The following is a 24771-nucleotide window of genomic DNA, read 5'->3' on the forward strand; positions in this document are numbered from 1 at the left end:
GTCGAGCGCTCAATCAGATTTCCGGGGATGCTAGTTTTTCAGGTTTCCAAGGCAACTGCATTTCTTGTTTACAGTCATTAGGCTCTTCTTTTATGTGAGTGATGATAGCATATAAACCTTAAACCGCCATCTATCGAGAGATTGAATCTCGTATGTGGCGGTTTTGTATATTATTGCAACCGTCTGGGTAGTGCAATTAGGAATTTTTTTATGAGTGAAGCCAGAGATTTTATTTATTCCCTTTTACATCGACTTCTGACTGCTCTCATAGATTAGATGCTACGCATCTAAAGTGTCTGTTGCTTCGGGAGGGGGAGAGGGTTAAAAAGGGAGAGGGAAAGATAATTATCCGCTTTTTCTACAAGGATTTTAGGATACAATTTAAAGGCGCGATAGCTTAACTAAAGCCTGATTCCTTCTTCTTTTTTCCTTCTGATTAGTGATTCCTGATTGCTGATTCTAGAGTTTGATAATTTCAGGGAAATTCATCCTGATCAGCCTGGGTAATGTCGTATCTCTAAATAGATACTGACACGACGAATACTACCCATGAAAACCTACACTGCAATTGCTTTACTGAGCCTGTTGGGCATTACCTTGAGTGCCAGCGCCGCTCAAGCTTTTGAATCTTCACTCCCCATGCTCGAAACTGCCACCGCCCAATATATGTTGTCAGCCCAAACTCAACATAAGGGCAATCGCCCTCCTCAGAGGGGCGGCGGACGCAGGAATTTTACTGAGTCTAATGTTTACACTCATCCGCTACAAGATTTCTAATGGCACTGGACGCAAGTGATGACCACAACTGAGTTGCTTCGGGCAGTTCATTCGATCGCTCGATCGGATTTTCTGGGATTCTAGTTTTTCAGGTTAAGCGACAACTGCACTTTTTGTGGACAGTTTTGAGGAGATTATTTTTTGTGTAAAAAATGTTAGCATATAAACGGGGAACCGCCATCTACCTAGAGATAGATTCTAGTATGTGGCGGTTTTGTATTGAAAACGCTTCAATTAAACAGGAATTACCCACAGGCCTGGGATAATCTGGGTTTTTCAACCGATATCCCCCGCCCTCCACGCCTTATTTTGGTCTTGCACAATTTGACGAGGATTTTTGTGGGGTGTCCGGCCTGCTGTGAAAATACAGCGGACGGGCTACGAGATCCCATCCCACAAAACCATCAAAATCTTCCCGCAATTATGCAACAGCCTTATTTTAGTTGATCAAACCGGGTTTCGGCATCCATGACTCTTCAAGAATTAGGGGCTCGGAGTCGCCTCAAATTCCTGGGAGCGCAACAGTTATTTACGTTCTCCCCCCCACAGGTAGGGTTTAATTTTCAACCGCTGCACTATAATTAACTTGCGATAACTAACTTATATATAGGTAAACTGTCAGCGCAGAGGGTGCAGCAATCTACTTAAATTGGCCACCAATAAGAACCACTTATGCGGTGTGGATAGCCTTTAAGCCCCTGCCCCTGTTACCTCAGGGAAATTAACTAACCTGAATATTAGGGTAGCTGGCAAGCTTTCCGGCGACAGTCGGCTATGCTTGATTCGGCGCTCTCGCAATAATTTAATGGAGGATGACAAAATGCCTCCTAATTTGGCTATTTCGGGGATAGTGATGAAAAATGACTCTTTGGATCTGGTCAAAAGCCTCAGCCCTAGTGCAATGGATCAGATCATGCTATATCTGGCGTTTAGCGCCATGAGAACCAGTGGGCACAGGCACGGGGCGTTTCTAGACGCGGCCGCAACGGCGGCTAAGTGTGCCATTTATATGACTTATATGGAGCAGGATAACAACCTGCGGATGACCGGGCACTTGCATCACATTGAGCCTAAACGGGTGAAGGTGATTGTTGAAGAAGTCCGGGAAGCTCTGACTCAGGGAAAATTGCTGAAAATGTTGGGTTCCCAAGAACCTAGATATTTGATTCAGTTTCCTTATGTCTGGCTGGAACAGTATGGTTGGATGCCGGGACGCCCTCGCATTCCGGGAAACAATTTGACTGTAGATGAAAAAAAATATCTCGAAGGCAAGATTCCTCCGAATCCGCCAGACGCTCAACTGATCAATTCTTTTCAGTTTATGGAGTTGATCGAGTTTCTGCACAGGCGATCGCAAGAAGATATGTCTCCAGAAAGGCGAATGCCTTTGAGCGAAGCTCTAGCAGAACACATTAAGCGGCGCTTGATCTATTCTGGGACAGTAACTCGCATTGATTCTCCTTGGGGAATGCCGTTTTATGCCCTCACCCGCGCTACTTACTCTCCCGCAGAGCAGGAAGAGCGGACATTTACTATGGTTGAGGATACGGCTAGATATTTCCGGCTGATGAAGGATTGGGCGGAAAAACAACCGAAGGTGATGCGAATTATGGAGACTTTGGATATTCCGCCGGAACGCCTCGACCAAGCCCTTGAAGAATTAGATGAAATTATTCGCAATTGGGCCGATCGCTATCACAAGCGGGGCGAACCGACGATGATTTTACAAATGGTTTTTGGGCCGCAAGACGACGCTTAGTTTGATTAACTATTAATCATTAGTCATGAGTTGATTGCTTGAGACTAATGACTAATGATTAATAGCTAATAGCCCTGGACGGCGCCACCGGCTTTTTTCCCAAAAATACTGCGTTAATCGTTTGAATTATCGTAACAAACCAGGTTGATTGGGTCGAGAATGCGTCCAGGATTAACTAAACTAAAAAAGCTCTCCAGGTCGCCGCTAAAATAATCGCTGCGATCGCTCCTATGAATGTATTAAAAAAATTTACCACCTCGTTCGTGAGCCACTCAAACTTTGATTGCACCGTCGCCCCAATGACGCTCTCGATGTTCGTGGCAATAAAAGCTGCAATAATACAAAAAACAATTCCTGTCAAGTCAATTAAACCGACGGCCCAACTCAAAAGCGCAATCAGAATAGAGCCGAAAATACCCGCGATTGTTCCTTCCAAACTTACGGCCCCTTCCGTACCCCTAGGTACAGCCTGCAAGCTGGTAATCAAAAAAGTCCGCTTGCCGTAAGCTTTGCCGATTTCGCTGGCGCAGGTATCGGAAAGTTTGGTGCAAAAACTCGCCGCGTAACCCAGCAATAACAGGGAAATAGCATCTTGTGACACAGCCATCTGGCCTGTATCTCCTAAAATAGATAATGCCAAAACTCCCACAGCACAAAGAGTCGCGGTTAAAGCCGAACCCCAGACATTTTCTGGGCCTCGGGCGCCTGAACGCTTTTCGGCTATGCCTTCTGCTTCTTTTTGGGCTTTGCCTATGCGGGTAACTCCCGATCCGACAAGAAAGTAAAACATCACCACAGCATAGCCTTGCCATCCCAAACAGCCCCAAATAAGCACGCCCAATACCCAGCCGTGAAATTGACCAGCGGGAGTGAGCAATTTTTTAGGAGCAATGGTGGCGATCGCGAGTAAAACTGTATTTAGGGCGATCGCCATCAACCAAGGATTAGACCAAGATAAATAATTAAAGAACAATTCTGAATTCTGCATTTAGTACCTCCATGAGCCAAGTCTTATTTCATCTTGCCTTCCCCGTGACCGATATTGCCCAAACAAAAGCGTTCTATGTAGACGGGCTCGGCTGCGAACTAGGTCGCGAATCGCCTAATTCTGCGATTATGGGTCTGTGTGGTCATCAAATAGTCGCCCACGTCAGCCGCGAACCTTTGACGCCTCAGCGAGGCATTTATCCCCGGCATTTTGGGTTAATTTTTACTTCCGAAGCTGACTGGGAAGCGTTGCTAGAAAAAGCCCAGCAAAACAAGTTAAATTTCTATCAAGAACCGAGACGGCGATTTGTCGGTTTGCCTACAGAACACCGTACTTTTTTCTTAGAAGACCCTTTCCACAATATACTTGAGTTCAAGTATTATTGTGAAGCTGAAGCAATTTTTGGTCGCAGCGAATACGCTGAAGTTGGCGATGCTGTTTGATATTTAGTCCGGTAGCGATTTGCCGCCTGTGGGGGCGGGTTTAGGAAATTGTTGGTTTTAGGCAATTACTGTAGGTGAAACCTGCCCCTACAAAATTTGACATTATACAAGAATGAATCAAACGGTTAATCATGAACTTTCAATGGTTCGGAAAGTGCTTCAGCCACAGCTTTTAAACTGCTGGAATGCCTCGCCATCATGGCATGGGCGAAAACAGACAATTTTACTTCTTTGGCAGCAGATATTTGGGAACTAGAAGCGGGTACGATGATGAAATCCCAATCTGTCCAAATCGAAGTAAAATTGAGCTTTTCCAACAAGGCAGCATCTCGATTTAAATCTTCCAGAAAAGCACTGCCAGGACGCATTTGGATGCAGCCTTTTCCCCAGAGAGTGTAAGCCATCCAAGTACCGCTGTGAGGAGAAGATATGGCAATAAAGCGCTGCACTCGGTTAATGCCGCCTAACCTTTGCAGGTAGTAGCGAGTTACTAAACCGCCCATGCTCAATCCTACTATATCTAGATGCTGCTCTGGCGCAAAGGTTTTGTCTATATAATCTGCTATTTGTTGGGCTAATTCATCTATGCTGGCGTTGCCCCAATGGGGTGAGAGATTGAGGGTGTAGACTGACCATCCCAGTTGGGTCAGGTAGGCAGACATTTTGTGAAAAATTCCCGATTTTCTGAAGATTCCGTGAATCAGCAAGACTGGGTTGGGGCTGAAATTGCTATTCATTTTTAAGTGGGAATTTTATTTTCAATAGGTGCTTTGAGTTCTTCAACTATTGCGTTAATACTTAGGGGTTCGGTCACCATTTGGCGGTGCAGCAAAACGTTCACTTTAACTTCTTTACCTACTGGCATTTGGGAGCTGTTGGCCGGTACAATCATTATGTCAAATGGCGTCCACATTGATGTAAAGTTTATGCGTTTGAGCATTGTCACATCTTGATTTAAATCGCGCAGCAAGCCACTATCGGGGCGCATATCCAGGTATCCTGGTAGGCGTAGGGAATAGGCGGTGAGGGTGCCGTGGTGAGGGGAAGATAGGGTGATGAAACGCTGTACTCGGTTGATTCCTCCGAGTCGCTGGACGTAGTAGCGACTGACGATGCCGCCCATGCTGTAGCCTACTATGTCTAAAGGCTGTTCTGGGTCGAAGGTTTCAGAGATGTAGTCTGCGAGTTGCTTGGCCAGTAAGTCGAGGCTGAGGCTGCCGTCGTTGGGGGTGAGGTTGAGGCTGTGGACTGACCATCCAAGTTGGGTGAGGCGGGCGGACATTTTGCTGAAAATAATCTTTGTGTCCCAGATGCCGTGTATGAGGATGACGGGATTGCGATCGAGCGAACTGTTCATTTGAAAAGAAAATTGCTTGGTGATTACAGCATAAATCACTCCCCTAGGGAGTTTTACCCGTACTAGGACAGCTATGGAATCGGATCGAGGTACGATCGGCAATTAGTGGGAATCGGTAAAAAATTCTGAGATACTTGTAAATAAGTGCAAAGCAGCCTGGTATTTATACCTAAAAGTTGCTTTGATGAGCTAGCTTAGATACAGCAAAATGTAAATTTTGATTAAGAAATGTAGACTAAAGTTGCCTTACCTCGTAATCTAACTTTGTTGACAAGCTTGTACAAATTTCTCTAAAAGAACAAAAGGAGTAAGTCTAATGTTTGGTTTTATCAAAAATTTCTTCGGCGGTATTTTCGGCTTTTTCGGCAGACTGTTGGGCTTGAAAAAGTCTGAATATTTCCTAGATTTGGGCGAATCGGGAGCAAAGGAACCAGCAAAAGTTGCCCCTGCGAAGGCTGAGCCTGTTGCGATCGCACCGGCAAAAGTTGAGTCTGAAAAGTCTGTTAAGTCTGAGAAGTCTGAACCAGCTAAAAAGGCTAAGGTAGAGAAAAAGTCTCAGAAAGAAAAGGAACCAGTTGCTAGCGTTCCTGCTAATACTGCGGAACCCGCAAAAGTACCTGCAGTTGCAGCAACTAACGGCAAAGTGCCGAGTCAAGCTGAACCGAATCGGACTTTTGCTCCTAATAATTTAATGCCGACATCAAATGCAACTCGTCGTGGCCCTGGCCCCAGCATGAACAATTTCCGGGAAATGGCTCGTCAGGTGAAAACGAAGTAGGAAATTGGGAATTGATAATAGGGAATTGGGCATTGGATAATTCCCAATGCTGACGTTAACAAATTAAAAATGGGATTCCTCATTTTTAATTTTAACTATTTGTTCTATTCCCTATTTTCTTGGTTTCTGAGGAAAGCTAATCCGCTGTATAGCTGAAAAGCTGAGTCCCAAGGAGTTTCGGATTTGCGCTCGACTTCTATATGAGATTCGATCTTGCTCAACATATTAGTGTAATCGAGCACTGTCTCGGCAAAGGGCGTAAATTCTGACCAAACTGTAACGTCAATCTGGCGATCGAATATTTCCAATAAGTGATTCCAGTTAATTCTGGTGGTACTTTGAGGAATTTGTTGAGAGTTTTTGACTCTCGATGTTTTGTTTTTATGATTCGGTGAAGTGGGGATTTGGGCTGAAGCTTTGGTGAAGTCAACTCCTTGTTGAAATTCGTAACTTTGGTCGCAAATTCGCAGAATGCAGTTTCTGCTGGGAATGTGCAAGTCACAGATTTGAGCGTAATCTTGCCTGATTTCTCTGTGGCGAAATTGCTCCTTTCTTCGGTTGGGGGAGTAGTCCATGACTTCGATGAACATCGGCAACAGGCCTTCTACTCTTTGGGTAACTTCTGACCAGCTAAATTCGATCGCACCGAGTCGATCGAGTTTATCTTTGCAAACAACGGCTGGGGAAGAAAGAGACTGGAAGTGTTGCACTCGGAAGAGTTGGATTTTTTGAATATCGCTTAGGCTTGCCCAAAATACGGGAATGCCGGCGTTGAGGAGTTCTTGACCGTAAATTCGGAGTTCGGCGATGGGGCCAGTTTTGTAGAGTCTCCAGCCGCGGCTTTGGATTTGCATCCGGGTTGTGTAGGCGTCGATTTTAAAGATTCTGCTGATATTTTGTACGGCTGTGGCTTTGTTTTCGGGACTCACGGGTTCGAGGATGAGGAGTCCGGGTTCGAGGTTACTGGGGTCGTTTTTGGCGGTTTCTATGGCCTGTTGGCGGAGGTTTTGTTGGGCGGTTTCAATCCGTTGAATAGCTTGGCGGGTCTGGGAGAGGATTTTGGGGTTGGTGATGTCGCGGAGTATTTGTTTGTAGCTTGTTTGGGCTTTTTCGAGATTGTTGGTGAGTTCGTAGTAGCGGGCAATATAGTATTGTACCCACGGATTTTCGGGAGATTCTTTTTGTAGTTGTTTGATGAGTTGGGCAGCTTGTTTGTAGTCTTTACCCTCTAGGGCGGCGGCTATTTGGTTGATGTCTGTCATGGCGGTTGCGGAAATGGCGTTGTTTCTATATTGGCTGATGTGTGGTTGGTTCCGCCACTGGTTAACAATTTTTGCTTTTGTGTTAACTTATAGATACGATATGAAACTATGACAATCATTAAAAAAATACGTGTCAAAATTGTCAAAAATGATTTTGAGCTTTCACAACACGCCGTAAACCAAAGCATACTTCGCCGTATCAGGGTGCAATAACTCCGGGAAGCAATAATGGCTGGTGAAGTTATCGAAGAGTATCCCGATGACAAATATAGCCCAAGCTGTTTGATTTTCGGTTTGACCATTGCCAATAGACCTTTGCACGTTCAGTGCAGTTATTGATCTCCTCCTTTGGTAAAAAGCATTACTTTATACGAACCAAATACGAAAATTTTGATTTATTTTAAGTTAAAGAACAATCAAAATGAACAATGATTTTTGGCAAGAAACAATGGTGGAAGAAAAAGTAAGTTATACCCGGGAAATCAATGGTAAGTTTATTATCATTGAAAATCTTCCTGCTAGAGCGTGTGTGGAAACGGGAGAGCGTTTTTTTTCACCTGAAACGGTGGAACGTTTGCCGAAGATGATTTGGGAAGATAGAAAACCTATTAGGGTGATGGAAACACCTGTTTTTGAGTTTGCTTAGCGCTTGGTTTAAATTGAGTTAAAGCTGATTGGAATTTATGCTTAATGTGTAAGTACCTTTGCTTGTGCGATCGCCTCCTTTAACAACTATTTTATAAGTGCCGTTACTAGGTAATTTTACGATGATTTGAGACTCTCGGAGATTCTGGGAGTTGCCTGGTGTTTGGGCAATATTTTTGCCGCTGGTGTCCAACAGTGCTATGTTGTGGTCGAATGCTCTGCTTTTGAGGTCGATCGTAATAGATTGACCGGCCCGTCCTTGAAATGTGTGTTCACTGGGTTCGCCGTCTTGGAGGGTTCCCCGCTGCTGTAGGATGGAAAGGGAGGTGAGTTTTGGTCGATCGACATTGCTCAATTCTAAGCCGTAATTTGTCACGGGTGTCTCGGGTCCATTTCCTTCTCTGACTGCGATAACAAAGGCTGTTTTGTTGTTGGGATCTCGGAGTATTTTGTCAATAAATTGGGATTGTATTTGTTTTGCAGTTAGAGGTTTAGGTTGGTGGAAGTTGGGTTTTGAGGTACAGAAAAGCACGGCTCCGTCTAGATAGCGGGCGGCGTAGAACCAGTAGTTTTGACCGTTAGTTGTAAATTCGTTTCTGCTAAAAATAGTGAATCTTTCAAGTTGCGGTAGTTGCTGATTGCGCTGGCAATTTTTATCGATGTATATTTCGTTGGCTGATGGCTGTCGCTGGGCGAAAACTGCTGGGACGATGGTGGTTACAATTGCTGAGATGATGGTGAGGGTGAGGGTGAAGGGCGATCGGCTTTTCATAAATACTTGTTTATCTTTATTATTGTCAGGTGTTGTACGGTGTACTTACTATTTTATCTTTGTTTTAAATAGTTTTCTAATTCCGCAGTGCGCTGTTTAGTCATGCGATCCAAACATTCACTGAGGAAACCTCCATAACCCGTACCGCCCCGATTTTTATAAACTTCAAATTCACAGGTTTTATCTCTTAACTTAATCCACCCTAATTGTGCTTCGGAAAGTAGCGATCGCTCTTCGCCACTCAATTGGGAAATTAGTTGTTTGTAAACCTCGTTTAGTCGTTTATCCGAGGCTTCGTAATTCAACCGAATACAAGTTCTGACTTGTGCATCTCCTTGCGGGCGATCGCAATTAATCGGTTGAGCAATGGGAAAAATCGGAGATTGTGCAGAAACTGATGTTGTACCGAAAATTGCCAAAAGCGCGTGAAGCGAAGCTATCCCGTAGGGAATCGACCAAAAGAGCGATCGACCTTTCCTCAACTCTATTTTCATTGCCCGTCAACCCACCTATCTGATGAATTCTTTGTTATTTGTTGATATTAGCACTTCTCAAATGCCGCACCCACTAAAGATAAAGCCACAATCGGAGCTGTCACCGCTCTTAAAATTCTACTCCCCAAAGAAACAGCTTCAAAACCAAATTCGATCGCCCTTTCCACCTCACCCTCAGTCCATCCACCCTCCGGGCCAATAGCTATGACAATCGATAATTCTCCCCCATCTTGCTCCCCCCTTATTAAGGGGGACTGGGGGGGAGCCAAAGCGGCTAAACAATCCCACAAATGGCGATTGTCCCCGCGAGCCACACAAATAAATCGATATTTTTGACCGCAATCTTTCACAGCAAATTCAAACGAAATAGGCTCTAAAATCGTCGGCACAATTTGACGTTCCGACTGTTCCGCCGCCTCCGCAGCAATTCTTCTCCACCGCTCAACTTTTTGATCGCTTGGTTTGAGCAAAGTTCGATCGCTCGTTACCGGCACAATACTTGCCACACCCAACTCCGTCGCTTGTCTCACAACCTCGTCAAAGCCGTTTCCTTTGGGCAATGCCGCCATCAAAGTCACTTCCATGGGTAGCTCCCTGTTCACAGCAATCTCCTCTGTTATGGAGGCAAATAACCCGGTTTCCCGTACTTCTAGGACTGCTAACCACCAATGTCCCCGTCCGTCCATCGCAATAAATCGATCGCCCGCTTGCAAACGTAGCACTCGATTTAAATAATGTTGCTGTTCTCTAGTTAAGTCGATTTGGCTCTCGCAAATTTGAGCGGCAGTAATTGCTAATCTTTGTAATTGAGGCATTGAATTTGGGATTGTTCGTTTTCTATTAGAGATTTTTTTATTTAACCGCAGAGAACGCAGAGAACGCAGAGGAAGAGAGAATGAGAGGAGATAGGCAGGCGGGGTTTCAACTGTTCAAAAAACAATAAAGGCAAAGCATCTACAACCGGAATTATTTTACAAATTCAAGTTTTTTTCTGCAAATGCTCTGCCTTTATATTACTTTTGCCAGAAGTCTATTGAATACAATCGAAAATCACAAAGCGAAAATCGAAAATCGGCTTATCCTTCCTCCTTAATCTTTTTTAAATAAGTGGAAATCGCTTCTGTAGCTAGCTGCGTGATTGGCTTGCCCTGACGGGCTGCTTCTTCCTTGAGCTCGTTGTAAATTTCATCGCGGACGCTAATTCGACGGCGGACTTTACCACCGCCAGCAGTGGCAGTCTCATTTGCATCGTCGTTACTAGACGTAACTTCTAATTCATTAATCTCAGTTGTCATCGAGTCAGCAGATTGGTAGTTGGTTACAAATTGACGGATAGATTCTAACCCGACGCGATCGCAAAAATTGCCAAAACTCTCGTTCAGTTGCCGTTTTTGCTTGAAATAAACAAAAATCGGCTCCAGAAAAGCTTCAAAATCCTTGACGTGCAGCTTTTCCTCAATGGGTTTTGCCAGCCGCGTTTGGTCGGGAGAACCGCCCAGCCAAATCTGGTAGGATTCCGGGGAACTCCCGACAAACCCCAATTCTGCCATATAAGGACGGGCGCATCCATTTGGGCAACCAGTCATCCGCACCACCAAATGCTCGTCTGCCAAGCCAACTTTGGTCAAAAGTGCGCGAATCCGCTCTAAAATGCTCGGCATCACGCGCTCAGATTCGGTAATCGCTAACCCGCAAGTCGGCATTGCTGGACACGCCATCCCATAGCGCACCAAGGGGTCGATCGCAGTTTCCCGCTGAATGCCGCATCGATCGAGTATTCCCTGAATTTCCTGTTTGATATCCGGCGAAACATCGTAAATCAGCACGTTTTGGTGCGGCGTCGCCAGTATCGGCAAGTTGTACTTCTGCACAATTTCCCGCAAAGCTGTTTTTAGCTGAAACGACCCTTCATCCTTGATCCGGCCATTATCCACAGAAATGCCGACAAACAGCTTGCCGTCTCCTTGTTCGTGCCAGCCCAAGAAATCAAAATACTTCCATTCAGGCAGCGGTTTAAAGGCTTCTAGCGGCTTGCCAAAATATTCGGCTACTTTTTCGCGGAACCACTGTACACCTTTGTCGTTAATCAGGTACTTCAGCCGCGCGTGCCGTCTGTCTGTGCGATCTCCGTAATCTCTTTGGGTTGCTACAATTGCCTTGACCAAATCGTAAACATCATCCTTGGCAACATAGCAAATCTCGTCAGCAACCCGCGCAAAAGTTTCTTCTTTATTGTGAGTACGGCCCAAACCGCCGCCAGCAAACACGTCAAAACCTTGCAATTCGCCAGCTTCATTGGTAATTACCACCAAGCTCAAATCCTGAGAGTACAAGTCAATTGAATTGTCTCCCGGCACGGTGACGGAACACTTGAACTTGCGCGGCATATAATGGCTGCCGTAAATCGGTTCTTCTTTGTCGTCGCTAAAGATTGTGCCGTTGCCGTTTTTCTGTCTCGCGGCCTTGACTGCGGGGTCTTCCTCAGCCGAAACAGCTTTTTCGCCATCCAACCAAATTTCGTAATAAGCACCGGTTTGCGGCGTTAGCAAATCGGCGACCTTGTTGGCGTATTCCAGTGCATACTTGTATTCTGGGCGATTTTTGTAGGGTGCAGGCGGTGCCATGACGTTGCGGTTCAAGTCGCCGCAAGCTCCCAAGGTTGACCCCATATTTTTAATAATTGAGGAAAACACTGCTTTAAGATTTTTTTTCAACACCCCGTGCAGTTGGAAACCTTGGCGCGTTGTAACGCGGATCGTGTGGTTGCCGTATTCTTCAGATAGCTTGTCTAAGGCTAAGTATAATTGCGGCGGAGTGAACCCGCCGGGATTGCGGGTGCGGAGCATGAACTGATAGTCTTTTTCTTGTCCTTTAACTCGATTGTCGCGGTTGTCTTGCTGGTACGAGCCGTGAAATTTGAGAATCTGAATCCCGTCTTCGGTGAAGTGGGTAGTTTCTTGTAACAGTTCAGTCGCAACGGGTTCTCGTAAATAGTTGCTGCGTTCTTTAAGACCTTCTGATTTAGATGGTTTGCGCGCAACAGGGGTTGAAGTGGAAGATGTGATCATGGGAATGTATAGTGCCAGTTATAATTAGATACAGCCGATCGAATATTTCTTGACAATTTGACACTTGACAAATTTGCACTTGACAAATCTCCTCAGAAATGCTGTGTCGGATCTGTTGACAACTCGGTTAACAACTAAGTTAATAACGGTAATCCGCTAGGAATTCTGATGGTGCTTAATTGTAACACGATCGACCCGGGGCTGAAAAATTGTAATTAAGAGTTTATACTTTCGATCGCTTAAGTGTACGAAACTTTAGAAATAATTAACCTCAACCATTGAAACTATGTCACTGTATGACGAAGACACCTTTGTGGTATTAGAAACAAACCAGTCAGAGCAGTTTTTGACTGCGGCGGAACTGTTAGAAAAGCTGAAAGCCGTGTTAACAGAGGAACACGAAGATTTGCCGCAGGACGTTGATAAAATATCGGGCGTGGAAGCTCAAGCCAAGTATTTGATTGATACTTATTGTGAATTAGATGTCGGGGCTGGAAAATTTTTACAGTGGTATGCTGTGCGCTTGGAAAAGTAATTTTGGAAATAGGGCATCGCGCATTGGGCATTGGTTATTAGAACCAACAAGTAACAAGTAACAAATAAAAAATAACAAGTAACAAGTAACAAATAACCAATAACAACCAACTAATGCCTAATGCCCAACGCCCAATGCCCAATGCCCTATTCTTTCTAATTAATCTTCTAACTGTTGAACCGATGATACTTCAACGGCGGTAACATCGATCGTACCGGGCGGTGTCAAGCGACTAAAATGACCTTCCTCTATTTTCAGAGGTTCGCCACAGTTGGCACACTGAAACTGAGTTTGATTTAAAGCTGTAAATTCGTATTGACAAACGGGACAATTGTCCTCAATTAAATTGCGTTTCAGCCACCACTGAAGCGCGAAAAATGCGACCACAGGCGTCAACAATAAAAAAGCTACTAAAATCAACACTGATTTAACTATCCACCCCAAACCAATAGACACCAACAAATACGCGATGCCCAGCAGTATCAACCAATTGCTAATACGGGGTAGCTTGAAAGATATTTTGGGGGTGCCTTGGTTCACTGTGGTCTCCTTTGGTGTCTTTGCAGGTAGGCATAACTCTATCCTACTCAGAAATTCAGGCGGTCGATCGAGTTAATTTTCCCATTGTACACCCATAAACCGCTCTCTACGGCATAAGTTTATCTGAGCCAGAGGGTTGAAAAATTCCTTGTAAGGATTGACAAAGGGATTCAAAACTAAATATCGCCAGAGTTTGTTCTCTCAACCAGTGGCGATCGCACCTTTTATCCTCTCCTCGCAGCATTTCCACACAAGCAAGCGCTACTGCTGCTGAATCTCGGTGAGGAACTCGCCACCCCAGTTTACCATCTTGCAGCGGATCGGCTGACCCGTCCGCGTCCCCCGCCAGTACAGGTACTCCGCAAGCCAGCGCTTCCAAATAAACTATACCGAAGCCTTCCTGGGAGGGCATTACATAAGCATCGGCCAACTGGTAATGTTCTGCTAAATTTTCTGTCGGTACAAAACCCGCAAATATTACTCTTTCGGCAATTCCCAAATCTTCAGCGAGTTTGGCTAATCTAGGTCGATCGTCTCCTCTGCCAATAACTAAGTATTTCACATTCGGAAAAGTTTTGGCTATTTGTGGCAAAGCTTGAATTGTGACATCGACGCCTTTGTAAATATCCGTCGATCGCAATCTGGCTACAGTCATCAATATTTTAGCACCAACCAAATTGTACTGCTCTAATAAATCCTGTGGCTTCGGCCCAGTCGTAAATATATTTTCATCTACAGTACAAGGCACTATGTGGAAATTTTCAGGATTTAATTGGTTAATTTCGCAAGTTCGATCGCGCGTGTACCTGCTAATAGTCCAAATACTGTCAGCTTGTCTCATTGCTGTTTGATATTTGGGCGGAAGCGGTTCCCACACTTCCTTGCCATAAGTTAAAATTGTGTAGGGAATTCCCAGTGGCAGGCATAAAGTTTGAATCAGCGGTGCGAGTTTGATATGACCGCAAAAAACCCGTTTCGGTCGTTTTTGCAGCAATCGAGTTAGTAATATTGTAGCAAATTTAAGACGACCAAACCAGGGATTCTCGGTTTGGATGTAATAAAATTTCAGATTTTTTGACTCGTAAGGATTGTTGCAGTCTGGGGAATCTCGCAACAGCAAAACTTCAGCTTGTGGGGGCGAGTTTGACCCTGCGGTTATTGACAGGTAAGCTTTGAGAATGTCTTGAACGTAGGATTGAATGCCGCCTTCGCTGGCAAATATTTCTAGGAAACAGAACACGTAATTTGTCGATCGCATTTCTGATTTACCCATTAACAGCGCAGACAATTATTCCTGTATAGTAATGACTTTGCAAAAAAGGGCGATCGTCGCCATTATCCAGAGCTTTTAAACCAGGTCAAGATGACTGTAGTTGCAGGTTTTACAGGCAAATATTTGACTCGCCTACTTTCACCGTTGGTTTTGAGCGACTATCTGCTTTTTTACTAGGGCTTTTTAACAGGCTGCATCGGTGAGTGCGAGGCTTGGCTTTCAGTTTACTATAGTCTACCGTAATTGACTGTAAACTTAATGATTTTTTACAATATCCTACCCCAACCAAAATTTAAGATTTATTGAGTTGACGCAGCGCGTCTGAGCAGACTGAAGATTAGCCAAGGGGTACTTATCGAGGGTCTCGCCTCTTTAGTCTTTGGTAAAAGTATTGTCTATCCAAAGATAGATATAGAGGCAGTTTTTAATTGTTATCATCAGGAAGATAGAGAGTTAAATTTAATATGACTCGGCCAGGTTTTAAAAGCCCTTTCTGAAAGATTTTGTCGAAAATATTCTCCTAAAATTTTGTCACGACTTGCAAAAAATTTAATGCTCATAAAGCATTAAAAAAAACAATATCGTTGATTATTTTGGCATCGAGGAGATAGTTTGACTATTCATATCTTTTCGGTTTACAAAAGTAGTCGAGCGAGCCGAGTGAGAAAGTTTTACGAGCAGAAAATAAACACGATCTCGTACAATCATGTACAAAGAAAAGCCGCTCACCTAAAACATTAGGTATTCGAGCTTAAACCTAACAAAGCTAATGTTAGGTTGGCAACGTCATATTTACGAGCGACTCTCTCCAAATGAGCCTTCATTGGAGTTTGAGGTGAAACGAGTAACGATCGCACTCAGTCTTTTTAGTCTACTCAGCAGCACTCTGGCAAGTTGCACAGCAGCTTCCCGGAACGCTCAAAACAGCACGCAAAAAAGCAACTCCGAACTTTCATCAGTTGCTGTAGCAGTCCGTGACCTCGGCAATCCATTCTTCGTACAAGTTGGCAAGGGCGCTGAGGCCGCAGCCAAGAAAATCGGCGGTGCAAATGTGAGGACAACTCTCGTTTCCAGCGGCGACGATTTAAATCAGCAATTTAATCAAATCGAAAACTTTATTGCCTCTAATGTCAGCATGATTGTACTCAATGCTGCTGACACCAAAGGCATTGCCCCGGCTGTCGAAAAAGCCAAGCAAGCCGGAATTCCGATAATTGCAGTTGATACCGCCGCCGAGGGAGGCGTTGATGCCACAGTTACTTCAAATAACGTGCAAGCTGGCGAAGTAAGTTGTCAATATATAGCCGATCGCTTGAAAGGAAAAGGCAGCGTTGTGATTATCAACGGGCCTCCCGTCGCTTCAGTGGTCGAGCGAGTTCAGGGTTGCCAGAGTGTGCTCTCCAAATATCCCGATCTCAAAGTTCTTTCCAAAGATCAGAACGCAGAAGGTAGTCGCGATGGCGGGTTAAGAGTGATGAGCGATTTGCTTACTTCCTTCCCAAAAATTGATGCTGTTTTTGCAATTAATGACCCCTGTGCCATTGGTGCAGAATTAGCAGCCAAGCAAGCACAAAGGAGCGAGTTCTTTATTGTGGGAGTCGATGGTGCACCTGAAGCTTTAGATGCGCTCAAGCAGAACAACAGTTTATTTGTGGCTACAGCAGCTCAAGATCCATTTCGCATGGCAGCCAAAGCCGTTGAAGTCGGGAACGACATTCTGAAAGGAAAAAAGCCAGCCAATCCAAACATTCTGATTCCAGTCGCGCTGATTACTCGCGAAAACGTCAATCAACATAAAGGCTGGACAAGTGAATAAACCAGGACTTACTGGCAACCGACTGGTTTGTGAAATTACTTCTTTTTGGTAGTCATTCTGCTATTGACAGGAGTAAAGTGGGCAACGCGTACCCTACAGATATACCTGCAATTAATTCCCCAAATTGATTTAGCAAACCTCGAATTGTAATTCGCCTAAAATTACGGTAGTTGCGATGGTAAATAGCACTCAAAATTCAATTAAAACTCAGCCCGTCCTCGAAATGCAAGGTATTACAAAAACCTTTCATGGTTTTACAGCCTTGCACGATGTAAATATCACCGTTTACCCAGGCGAAGTCCACGCCCTCATGGGGGAAAACGGTGCGGGCAAAAGTACGCTGATGAAAATTCTGGCGGGAGCCTACATAGCTGATGCAGGCGAAATCAAAATTGACGGTCAAGCTGTTAAGATGACAGACCCCGGTCAAGCCAGAAATTTAGGGATAGCGATTATTTATCAAGAACTCAATCTCGCCCCCAATCTGACAGTTGCTGAAAACATTTTTATGGGCAGCGAGCTGAAGAAAGGAGGTACATTTCTAGACCAAGATGAAATGCGACGTAGGGCCGCTGAGGTATTAACAAACCTCGACGCAAGTTTTGATGCTGGAGACCTGGTTTCCACACTTTCAATTGCCGAACAGCAGCAAGTGGAAATAGCTAGGGCACTCAAAGATAAAAGCCGAATTTTAGTGATGGACGAGCCGACAGCGGCACTTTCAGATCGCGAAACAGATAAGCTTTTTGAAGTGGTTCGCCGTTTGCGGAATGAGGGCATTGCTATTATTTATATCAGCCACCGGATGGAAGAGATTTATGCCCTTGCCGATCGCGTGAGCGTGATCCGTGATGGCGGATATATTGGCTCTCTTGAAAAGCACGAAATTTCTGCCAATCGCCTGGTGGAAATGATGGTGGGTCGTTCTTTACAGGATTTGTACGAAAACAAGCATCAAATAACACTAGGTGCTGTTGTTCTTGAGGTAACAAATTTAAGCGACGGCCGCAAAGTAAAGCCTGCCACTTTTCAACTTCATGCGGGCGAAATTCTGGGTTTAGCTGGTTTAGTTGGCGCCGGCAGAACAGAACTTGCCCGCCTAATTTTTGGGGCAGATCGAAAGACAAGCGGTGAAATAAAACTCGAAAATCATCCTCTCAATGTCTCAACACCCAATGAAGCAATGGCCGCCGGAATTGCTTACGTGCCCGAAGATCGCAAGGCTCTCGGACTATTTTTGGAGGCAAGTTCGGGTGAAAATATCACCATGAATGTCCTCGATAGAGAAGCAAAAGCTGGCATTATTAACTCAAATTTTCTGTTAAAAATTGTCAATGATGCTATTAATAATTTGCAGATTCGCCTTGCAAGTCCGAGCATCAGGGCAATGGATCTTTCTGGGGGGAACCAGCAGAAGTTGCTGTTAGCGCGTTGGTTGGCTATCAACCCAAAGGTGCTTTTGCTAGATGAACCGACGCGGGGTGTGGACATTGGCGCCAAAAGCGAAATTTATCGAATTATTAGCGATTTGGCAGCCAAGGGTGTAGGTATTTTAATGATTTCCAGCGAACTGCCGGAAATTGTGGGAATGAGCGATCGCGTCTTAGTGATGCGAGCAGGAAGCCTTGTCGGTGAAGTAGGCGGATCGACTGGGGAAAAGATTACGCAAGAAAACATTATGGCTTATGCCACTGGTGCAAAAGAGGTAGTAAAATCATGAGTCAAACGCAAACAAAAACCAGCAGAAGTTCAGGGAGCGAGCGCCAAAAAGCCAGTAAAGCTCAAGCTTGGAGAAATTTTATCCAAGTGGCCGGCATCCTGCCGATTTTGATTGGCATCTGTATCATTTTTTCCCTGGTAACGCCCAACTTTCTTTCAGTAGGAAATTTGATCAATGTCATCCGGCAAGCATCGATCAATATTGTCCTAGCTACCGGCATGACTTTTGTGATTTTGACGGGCGGGATTGACCTTTCAGTCGGCTCAATTTTGGGCGTGACGGCAGTTGTCGGGGTGCTGGTTTCCTTAGTTCCAGGTCTGGGTTGGTTTGCCGTACCTGCTGCGTTAATAGCCGGAGTATTTTTAGGATTACTTAACGGCTCGCTAATTGCCTATTTAGGTTTGCCTCCGTTCATCGTCACCCTGGGTTCTTACACAGCTTTGCGGGGAGTTGCTTATTTAGTAGCTAACGGCACTACAGTTATCAATAGAAATTTGAATTTTGCTTGGGTAGGCAACAATTATGTCGGGCCAATTCCCTGGTTAGTTATTATCGCTTTTCTCGCAGTTTTAGCGAGTTGGTTTGTCTTGCGACGGACTGTTCTAGGGAGGCATATTTATGCCGTGGGAGGTAACATCCGGGCAGCACGATTGACAGGTATTAAGGTGAGTCGGGTGCTGCTATTTGTCTATGGCGTGAGTGGGTTGCTTTCTGGTTTAGGTGGAATTATGAGCGCCTCGCGCCTCTACAGTGCGACGGGGATGTTGGGGCAAGGCTACGAATTAGACGCGATCGCTGCTGTAATTTTGGGAGGAACCAGTTTCACAGGTGGAATTGGCACTATTTGGGGTACTTTGCTGGGGGCTTTAATTATTGCCCTGCTCAACAATGGACTAACTCTCATGAACGTGTCTTTCTTCTGGCAGTTAGTTGTCAAAGGTCTGGTGATAATTATCGCAGTGACAATTGACAAAGTTCGCACCGGTTCAAGCGCAGCGTAGGGGAAGCCAACCCCCCCTGCCCCCCCAAGGGGGAAAAGGAAGAAGGAAGTTCGGCAAAGGATTTTGTAACGAATTTAACGGATGTAACTGAGATATTGCACCTTTCTCAATTACTTGTTTAGGAACGGGCAAGATGCCCGTTCCACAAAGAGTGAATTTTTTTGTGGAACGGGCATCTTGCCCGTTCTTGAGAATGATGCAATATCGGTTTTTATGTGGAGTTTTTTCCTATGCAAATCCCGCATTTTTATCACCTGATTACTGCTTTTATCCTGGGTTCACCTGCGGTATTTCTACTAACATCATCCCCAAGTTGTGCTGCACCAATTGATAGATTAGTTGCTCCTGAACCGTTAAATACCTTGGCAGAAAACCCCTTCGGGCAGGTGAATTCTGTCTCTCAACTCTCTGATGTAAAACCAACTGACTGGGCGTTTCAGGCGCTGCAATCTCTCGTAGAACGCTACGGCTGTATTGCCGGTTATCCCGACGGCACCTACAGAGGAAACCGCGCGCTGACGCGGTACGAATTTGCAGCAGGATTGAATAGCTGTCTCGATCGAGTCAGCGAACTAATTGCCGCAGGAACAACCAACCTGATTACTCGGGAAGATTTAGCGATCGTCCAAAAGCTGCAAGCAGAATTTGCAACAGAATTATCGGTGTTGCGGGGTCGAGTCGATGCTCTCGATGCACGCACAGCAGAACTAGAAGCGAATCAGTTCTCGACTACTACGAAGCTGAATGCGGAAATTATCGTGGTGGTAACAGATACCTCGGGTAACAGTGTTGGGGATTCGCGCGATCGCACCAACACTATTGTTGCCAACCGGGGGCGATTAAATTTTGAAACCAGCTTCACCGGTCGCGATATGCTGAGAACCCGTTTGGAATTCGGCAACTTGGGCAGGAGCATTGCCGATGAGACGGGTACAAATATGACGGCCTTGAACTTTGATGGCAATGTCGATAACACAATCACCGTCCCTCACGTATTGTATGTAACGCCGCTGACCTCTAATCTGGCGCTGACCGTCGGCCCGACAGGTGTTGGGTATCCCGATATTACGGATTTGCTGACTCCTCCCACGATCGCCAGCGACAGTGAGGGAATTCCCTCGAAGTTCGGACAATACAATCCCCTCTACCGCCGGGGAGGTGGCGGTGCTGCTGTCAACTGGACGATCGTCAAAAACCTCACCCTGACTGTGGGCTATGTAGGCGGAAATCCCAATCTCTCGCAGCAAAGTAACGGTTTATTCAACGGTTCGTACAACGCTCTGGTTCAGCTTGCCTACCGAGGCGATCGCGGAGCAATTGGCGTAGCCTATTCTCGTACCTTTGCGCCAAGCGGTAAAGCCGACCTTACAGGCGGTACGGGCAGTTTTCTGGCTGCGCGACCGTTTGGGGACAATATTGCTACATCTAGTGATTCTGTAGGCGTACAGGGATTCTACCGCCTTGCTCCCCGGTTGCAAGTTCACGGTTGGGGCGTTTATACTCGCGCCAATGCAGAAAATTCCGGTGTTAGCAGCGTTTCTGATGGTAGAGGTGGCGTGGTTTTGCTAAATGTTGACGGCGGCGATCGCGCCGATATTGTGTATGCAGCGATCGGGATAAGTTTCCCAGATGTGGGAGGTGAAGGCAACCTACCCGGGATTTTGGTGGGTTTGCCAGGTCGCGTGACGAGCAGTAATGTGCGCCGCGAGCGAGATACTTCCTATCACATTGAAGCTTTCTATCGCTTTCAGGTCAACGACAACATTTCCATCACCCCTGGTGTTTGGGCCGTTGTTAATCCTGAGAATGACAGCCGCAACGACACTCAATGGGTTTGGTTGCTTCGCACTGGCTTTAACTTTTAAGCGGAAAGATATTTTAGTAACCTAGTCCAGGACGCAAAAACCCAGTTTCTTGACGTAATTGCCTCATTTGAGACGATAATCGCGAGAAACCGGGTTTTTTAGACTGATAGTGCATCCAGGGCTTCAATTCCATGCCACACAACAAAAAACCCCTACCATCGCTGGCTGGGGTAGAAAATTATCAGGGTGCATCTACTAATATTTGCAACTATAACATACATTTGTGGGGTGTCACCCTTCATGGGTGACACCCAACGAAAATTTTGAGTCAGAATAAATTATGATTCAATATGCCAATGATTAACAAAGCTGCTATATCATCTCGTTCTGTCCCAGCCGATCTAAAATTTAAGATTTAGAATAAATCTGTGCTAGACCTCAAATTAATCCGAGAAAACCCGCAAGCCGTGCAAGAAAGCCTCAACCTGCGCGGAGGTAACTATGAAATCGAGCCGATTTTGCAATTAGACAAACAGCAGCGGGAGTTGGAAGGCAAGCGATCGCAACTGCAAGCCCGCAGCAACGAAATTGCCAAACTCATCGGTCAAAAAAGAAAATCGGGTTTAACCCTCGAATCTCCCGAAGTTCAGGAACTGCAAGCAGAAGGCAACGCAGTCGGCACCGAATCGAACCAACTGCAAGCACAGGAAAAAGACCTAAAAGCTCAAATAGAAGCTTTATTGCTACCGCTGCCAAACTTGCCGAGCCCGTCAACGCCGATCGGCAAAAATGAAGAGGAAAACGTCGAAATCCGGCGCTGGGGAGACGAATACATACCCCAAAATCCCGGTATTTTACCGCACTGGGAAATCGGCGAAAAATTAGGAATCATTAACTTTGAACGGGCAGTAAAAATCGCTCAGCCCCGCTTTGTCAGCTTAATGGGAGCCGGGGCAGCCCTGGAAAGAGCGATTATTCAATTCATGCTCGATCGCCACACAAAAGCCGGTTATGTAGAAGTAATTCCCCCATTTTTAGTTAACACCGAATCCCTCACTGCTACGGGTCAACTGCCCAAATTTGCTGAAGAAAGTTTCAAGTGCGACCAAGACGATTTGTGGCTGATTCCTACTTCCGAAGTTCCGGTGGTCAATTTGTACAGAGGTGAAATTTTGACAGCAGAACAGTTGCCAATTTATCACTGTTCTTATACTCCTTGTTTTCGGCGCGAAGCTGGCAGTTACGGCAAAGATACGAGGGGATTAATTCGATTGCATCAATTTAATAAAGTTGAATTGGTAAAACTCGTGCATCCGAGTACCTCCGAGGCAGAGCACGAAAAGTTAGTGCAGGATGCCGAGGGAGTTTTGCAGGCGCTGAAATTGCCTTATCGGGCGATCGCACTGTGTACCGGCGACTTAGGTTTCGCGGCGGCAAAAACCTACGATTTAGAGGTGTGGCTACCATCTGCGGGCAAATACCGCGAGATTTCCAGTTGTTCCAACGTCGCAGATTTTCAGGCGCGGCGGGCAAATATTCGCTTTAAAGAAGCGGGTAAAAAAGGCACTCAATTCGTTCACGCCCTCAACGGTTCCGGTTTAGCTGTGGGCCGCACAATGGCGGCAATTTTGGAGAATTACCAGCAGCCAGACGGAACTGTAAAAGTGCCGGAAGCCTTACAACCCTATTTGGGACGGGAAGTTTTATAAACAAGATGATTCGGCGATTAACTGCTTGCCCAGGCTCTGCCTGGGAACCGATGTACAGAGGCTCTGCCTCGCTTGCTTGCGAAAATTCGAGGCAGAGCCTGTGGATCTCCGTTACCAGGCAGAGCCTGGTAACGAGTAACGAGTAAAACTCTTGTGGTGTAGGCATCCTGCCTGCCCTTGGCTGGCTATTTACCAGATATTTATTACAGTTTGAGCAATGCTTCCTTAATGTCCAGGGCTAAAAATCTATCCAATGCTAGATACATCCAATAAACAGATAACTGACTATCACTGCTAGTCTTCTGAAATCCCAAGGCCAGGCACAGTTTTTCGTACATGGGGTGAATCATCAGGGTGTACAAGTCGCAAAGATTGGGAAAATCTGTTTGCATTTCGCCTAAAACTTTTTGTGCGTCTTCGAGAAAAGCAATGCGGTATTCTGACAAATACTGCGGATCGATCATCCAACTGCGGACAAATACTGACTGGCAATTTAGATCTCCTGGTAGCGCCATTTTGAAAGGATCTATATCGGAAATAGAACTTAAATGAAGCCCTTTACTAGCAGCATTAAAAAAATTTACTTCAGATTCGCTAGCTGTGGGATAAAGTAAGTAAAATCCGACGGGATTGAGATTATCTGAGCGGCGCAAAACTCGCATTCCCTTTGAGTATTGACTGGCAAAAAACCGGAGTATTTTAGCAATTTTGTGGGGAACTGCGTTAGTGTTTCGGTTCATCCAGTTGTAATTGGTGGCTAATAAATTGGCAACCGGAATCGCGTCGCACCGGGGGTCAAAATTATCTAATTGGAGTTGTACAGGCTTTTGAGGTTCGGCGGCCTCTAAAATTTCTGAAACAGGTTGAATTTGAATTGCCGTAGCGTTACCATCAAAGTGTTTTGCGATTAATCCGAGTGCTGCTAATTTATCTAACATCATTCCGGCGGCGCGATCGCTCCCGCGATCGGAATCGCAGTAAAATAGTTCGGCGGCTTCCCGGTGAGTGCACTGCACTTCTGTTGCTGGCACTTCCAGTTTCGCCAGCGGTGGTTTGAGACGGGGCTGGCTTTCCTGAAGCTGTTTCACCGATAAGTACACCCAAAGCCTGATAAAGCATTCAGCCCTAGTGCGAGTTACGCCTACTCGTTTCATCAACAGCGAAACAGCCGTGCGGCGTTGAGAAGGAGAATACCAAGTATCTAGTTTTGCAATATCCATTTCAGTCGGGAAGCTGCGAAGGAACTCTAGTTACATATTGGCTCAATTACAATAAACTTCACCCCGCTTCAGATTACTTGTTGCCGCTGTTGCTCAACTTGCCTGATTTCCGGCGACTCTACAAGATAGCTGCTTGCTCCTTGCAAGTTCACTGCTTCACAAAGCATTATCAATTTTAGATATTTTCTGGCTTGATTTAACAAACGAACGAACCCGAGTAAATTAGCAACTTTAGAGGTGTACGCCATGTACAGTGCTTATATCAATCGGATGGGAAAGTTTTTGCCGGGAGAACCGATTAATAACGATGAGATGGAAGAGTATCTCGGCAAAATTGCCTCGCGCCCTTCAAGAGTCAGGCAGCGAATTCTCAACAGCAACGGCATTCAACAGCGCTACTACGCGATCGACAAACAGCAGCAAACACTATATTCTAACAGCCAAATGGCAGCGTTTGCCGTCCGTGACGCGATTTCTCAGTCAAATCTGGAACCGGGGGCGATCGACTTATTGGCCTGCGCTACCACTTTACCAGACTTATTAGTACCGGGATTTGCCAGCACAGTACACGGGGAACTTTCCGAATTATCTCCCCTAGAAATAGTGTCAACTCAAGGAGTTTGCTGTGCCGGAGTTAGTGCTTTAAATTACGCCGCCTCTCAAATCGAACTCGGCAAAAAACAAACCGCCATTGCCGTCGCTTCCGAATTTCCCTCGCGCCTGTTTAAAAACCAATACGGTTCAGTTAAGGCTCAAACCCTGGTAAATTAGGTATTGTTTCCAAAAATGGAGAGTAAGTTAGCGTGCAT

Annotated in this window: 24 protein-coding genes; 13 read left to right on the plus strand and 11 right to left on the minus strand. The window is 45.5% G+C overall.

Going from position 1 to position 24771, the window contains the following annotated elements:
* Positions 1 to 549 precede the first annotated feature (549 nt).
* Together patX and hetR are read left to right on the plus strand one after the other, a co-directional pair.
* Positions 550 to 777, plus strand: a complete 228-nt coding sequence (gene patX / locus QUA57_RS01620; RefSeq protein WP_333058984.1) for a heterocyst-inhibiting protein PatX — start codon at positions 550 to 552, stop codon at positions 775 to 777.
* Positions 778 to 1630: 853 nt separating this feature from the next.
* Positions 1631 to 2536, plus strand: coding sequence for a heterocyst differentiation master regulator HetR (gene hetR / locus QUA57_RS01625; RefSeq protein ID WP_333034952.1), 906 nt, complete (start codon positions 1631 to 1633; stop codon positions 2534 to 2536).
* Positions 2537 to 2711: 175 nt separating this feature from the next.
* Here hetR and QUA57_RS01630 read toward each other — a convergent pair whose 3' ends face one another.
* Positions 2712 to 3524, minus strand: a complete 813-nt coding sequence (locus tag QUA57_RS01630; RefSeq protein ID WP_333058982.1) for a TIGR00297 family protein — start codon at positions 3522 to 3524, stop codon at positions 2712 to 2714.
* A gap of 11 nt (positions 3525 to 3535) precedes the next feature.
* On the opposite strand from QUA57_RS01630, the gene QUA57_RS01635 reads away from it, so the two are divergent.
* A complete protein-coding gene (locus QUA57_RS01635) occupies positions 3536 to 3967 on the plus strand; it encodes a VOC family protein (protein ID WP_333058980.1) in 432 nt (143 codons plus the stop codon).
* Between the two features lie 125 nt (positions 3968 to 4092).
* Here QUA57_RS01635 and QUA57_RS01640 read toward each other — a convergent pair whose 3' ends face one another.
* Entirely contained in the window at positions 4093 to 4704 is a 612-nt protein-coding gene (locus tag QUA57_RS01640; RefSeq protein ID WP_333058979.1) for an alpha/beta fold hydrolase, read from the minus strand.
* A 2-nt stretch (positions 4705 to 4706) separates the two neighbouring features.
* The gene (locus QUA57_RS01645) at positions 4707 to 5324 is read right to left on the minus strand and encodes a triacylglycerol lipase (RefSeq protein ID WP_333058978.1); all 618 of its coding nucleotides are present in this window, start codon (positions 5322 to 5324) and stop codon (positions 4707 to 4709) included.
* Between the two features lie 316 nt (positions 5325 to 5640).
* On the opposite strand from QUA57_RS01645, the gene QUA57_RS01650 reads away from it, so the two are divergent.
* Positions 5641 to 6102, plus strand: a complete 462-nt coding sequence (locus tag QUA57_RS01650) for a hypothetical protein (RefSeq protein ID WP_333034888.1) — start codon at positions 5641 to 5643, stop codon at positions 6100 to 6102.
* A 104-nt stretch (positions 6103 to 6206) separates the two neighbouring features.
* Here the strand turns inward: QUA57_RS01650 and QUA57_RS01655 are convergent, their stop codons facing one another.
* On the minus strand, positions 6207 to 7364 hold the full coding sequence (locus QUA57_RS01655; RefSeq protein WP_333058977.1) for a tetratricopeptide repeat protein: 1158 nt from the start codon (positions 7362 to 7364) through the stop codon (positions 6207 to 6209).
* A gap of 228 nt (positions 7365 to 7592) precedes the next feature.
* Between QUA57_RS01655 and QUA57_RS01660 the strand changes: the two genes are divergently transcribed.
* Together QUA57_RS01660 and QUA57_RS01665 are read left to right on the plus strand one after the other, a co-directional pair.
* Positions 7593 to 7703: a DUF4258 domain-containing protein gene (locus QUA57_RS01660; protein WP_333058975.1), complete on the plus strand. Its 111-nt coding sequence runs from the start codon at positions 7593 to 7595 to the stop codon at positions 7701 to 7703.
* A gap of 82 nt (positions 7704 to 7785) precedes the next feature.
* Entirely contained in the window at positions 7786 to 8010 is a 225-nt protein-coding gene (locus QUA57_RS01665; RefSeq protein WP_333058973.1) for a YgiT-type zinc finger protein, read from the plus strand.
* A gap of 18 nt (positions 8011 to 8028) precedes the next feature.
* Here QUA57_RS01665 and QUA57_RS01670 read toward each other — a convergent pair whose 3' ends face one another.
* The 4 genes from QUA57_RS01670 to sir all read right to left on the minus strand — a co-directional run bounded on the left by QUA57_RS01670 (position 8029) and on the right by sir (position 12343).
* Positions 8029 to 8781: a PPC domain-containing protein gene (locus tag QUA57_RS01670; protein WP_333058971.1), complete on the minus strand. Its 753-nt coding sequence runs from the start codon at positions 8779 to 8781 to the stop codon at positions 8029 to 8031.
* Between the two features lie 53 nt (positions 8782 to 8834).
* Positions 8835 to 9275: a lysozyme inhibitor LprI family protein gene (locus QUA57_RS01675; RefSeq protein ID WP_333058969.1), complete on the minus strand. Its 441-nt coding sequence runs from the start codon at positions 9273 to 9275 to the stop codon at positions 8835 to 8837.
* 47 nt (positions 9276 to 9322) lie between these two features.
* On the minus strand, positions 9323 to 10090 hold the full coding sequence (locus QUA57_RS01680; protein ID WP_333058967.1) for a 16S rRNA (uracil(1498)-N(3))-methyltransferase: 768 nt from the start codon (positions 10088 to 10090) through the stop codon (positions 9323 to 9325).
* A gap of 261 nt (positions 10091 to 10351) precedes the next feature.
* Entirely contained in the window at positions 10352 to 12343 is a 1992-nt protein-coding gene (gene sir / locus QUA57_RS01685; protein WP_333058966.1) for a sulfite reductase, ferredoxin dependent, read from the minus strand.
* Between the two features lie 286 nt (positions 12344 to 12629).
* Between sir and QUA57_RS01690 the strand changes: the two genes are divergently transcribed.
* The gene (locus QUA57_RS01690; RefSeq protein WP_333034902.1) at positions 12630 to 12878 is read left to right on the plus strand and encodes a chlororespiratory reduction protein 7; all 249 of its coding nucleotides are present in this window, start codon (positions 12630 to 12632) and stop codon (positions 12876 to 12878) included.
* Positions 12879 to 13037: 159 nt separating this feature from the next.
* On the opposite strand, the gene QUA57_RS01695 is transcribed toward QUA57_RS01690, so the two are convergent.
* Both QUA57_RS01695 and QUA57_RS01700 read right to left on the minus strand, forming a co-directional pair.
* Positions 13038 to 13418, minus strand: coding sequence for a hypothetical protein (locus QUA57_RS01695; protein WP_190737398.1), 381 nt, complete (start codon positions 13416 to 13418; stop codon positions 13038 to 13040).
* 106 nt (positions 13419 to 13524) lie between these two features.
* Complete coding sequence (locus QUA57_RS01700) at positions 13525 to 14691, minus strand: glycosyltransferase family 4 protein (protein ID WP_333058964.1); 1167 nt, start codon at positions 14689 to 14691, stop codon at positions 13525 to 13527.
* A 769-nt stretch (positions 14692 to 15460) separates the two neighbouring features.
* Between QUA57_RS01700 and QUA57_RS01705 the strand changes: the two genes are divergently transcribed.
* The 5 genes from QUA57_RS01705 (at position 15461) to serS (ending at position 22742) form a co-directional block, all read left to right on the plus strand.
* Positions 15461 to 16507: an ABC transporter substrate-binding protein gene (locus tag QUA57_RS01705; RefSeq protein WP_333058963.1), complete on the plus strand. Its 1047-nt coding sequence runs from the start codon at positions 15461 to 15463 to the stop codon at positions 16505 to 16507.
* A 175-nt stretch (positions 16508 to 16682) separates the two neighbouring features.
* On the plus strand, positions 16683 to 18227 hold the full coding sequence (locus QUA57_RS01710; RefSeq protein WP_333058962.1) for a sugar ABC transporter ATP-binding protein: 1545 nt from the start codon (positions 16683 to 16685) through the stop codon (positions 18225 to 18227).
* On the plus strand, positions 18224 to 19228 hold the full coding sequence (locus tag QUA57_RS01715) for an ABC transporter permease subunit (RefSeq protein WP_333058961.1): 1005 nt from the start codon (positions 18224 to 18226) through the stop codon (positions 19226 to 19228). Before QUA57_RS01710 ends, QUA57_RS01715 begins: the two co-directional genes overlap by 4 nt.
* Positions 19229 to 19458: 230 nt before the next feature.
* A complete protein-coding gene (locus QUA57_RS01720; protein ID WP_333058959.1) occupies positions 19459 to 21093 on the plus strand; it encodes an iron uptake porin in 1635 nt (544 codons plus the stop codon).
* A gap of 368 nt (positions 21094 to 21461) precedes the next feature.
* Positions 21462 to 22742 (plus strand): serine--tRNA ligase, encoded by a 1281-nt coding sequence (gene serS / locus QUA57_RS01725; RefSeq protein ID WP_333058957.1) that lies wholly within the window; start codon positions 21462 to 21464, stop codon positions 22740 to 22742.
* A 203-nt stretch (positions 22743 to 22945) separates the two neighbouring features.
* On the opposite strand, the gene QUA57_RS01730 is transcribed toward serS, so the two are convergent.
* The gene (locus QUA57_RS01730; RefSeq protein ID WP_333058955.1) at positions 22946 to 23962 is read right to left on the minus strand and encodes a hypothetical protein; all 1017 of its coding nucleotides are present in this window, start codon (positions 23960 to 23962) and stop codon (positions 22946 to 22948) included.
* Positions 23963 to 24208: 246 nt separating this feature from the next.
* Here QUA57_RS01730 and QUA57_RS01735 point away from each other — a divergent pair, with 246 nt between their 5' ends.
* Positions 24209 to 24733: a hypothetical protein gene (locus QUA57_RS01735; protein ID WP_333058954.1), complete on the plus strand. Its 525-nt coding sequence runs from the start codon at positions 24209 to 24211 to the stop codon at positions 24731 to 24733.
* Positions 24734 to 24771 lie beyond the last annotated feature (38 nt).

The organism is Microcoleus sp. Pol7_B2, from assembly GCF_036701035.1.
Classification (GTDB): domain Bacteria; phylum Cyanobacteriota; class Cyanobacteriia; order Cyanobacteriales; family Microcoleaceae; genus Microcoleus.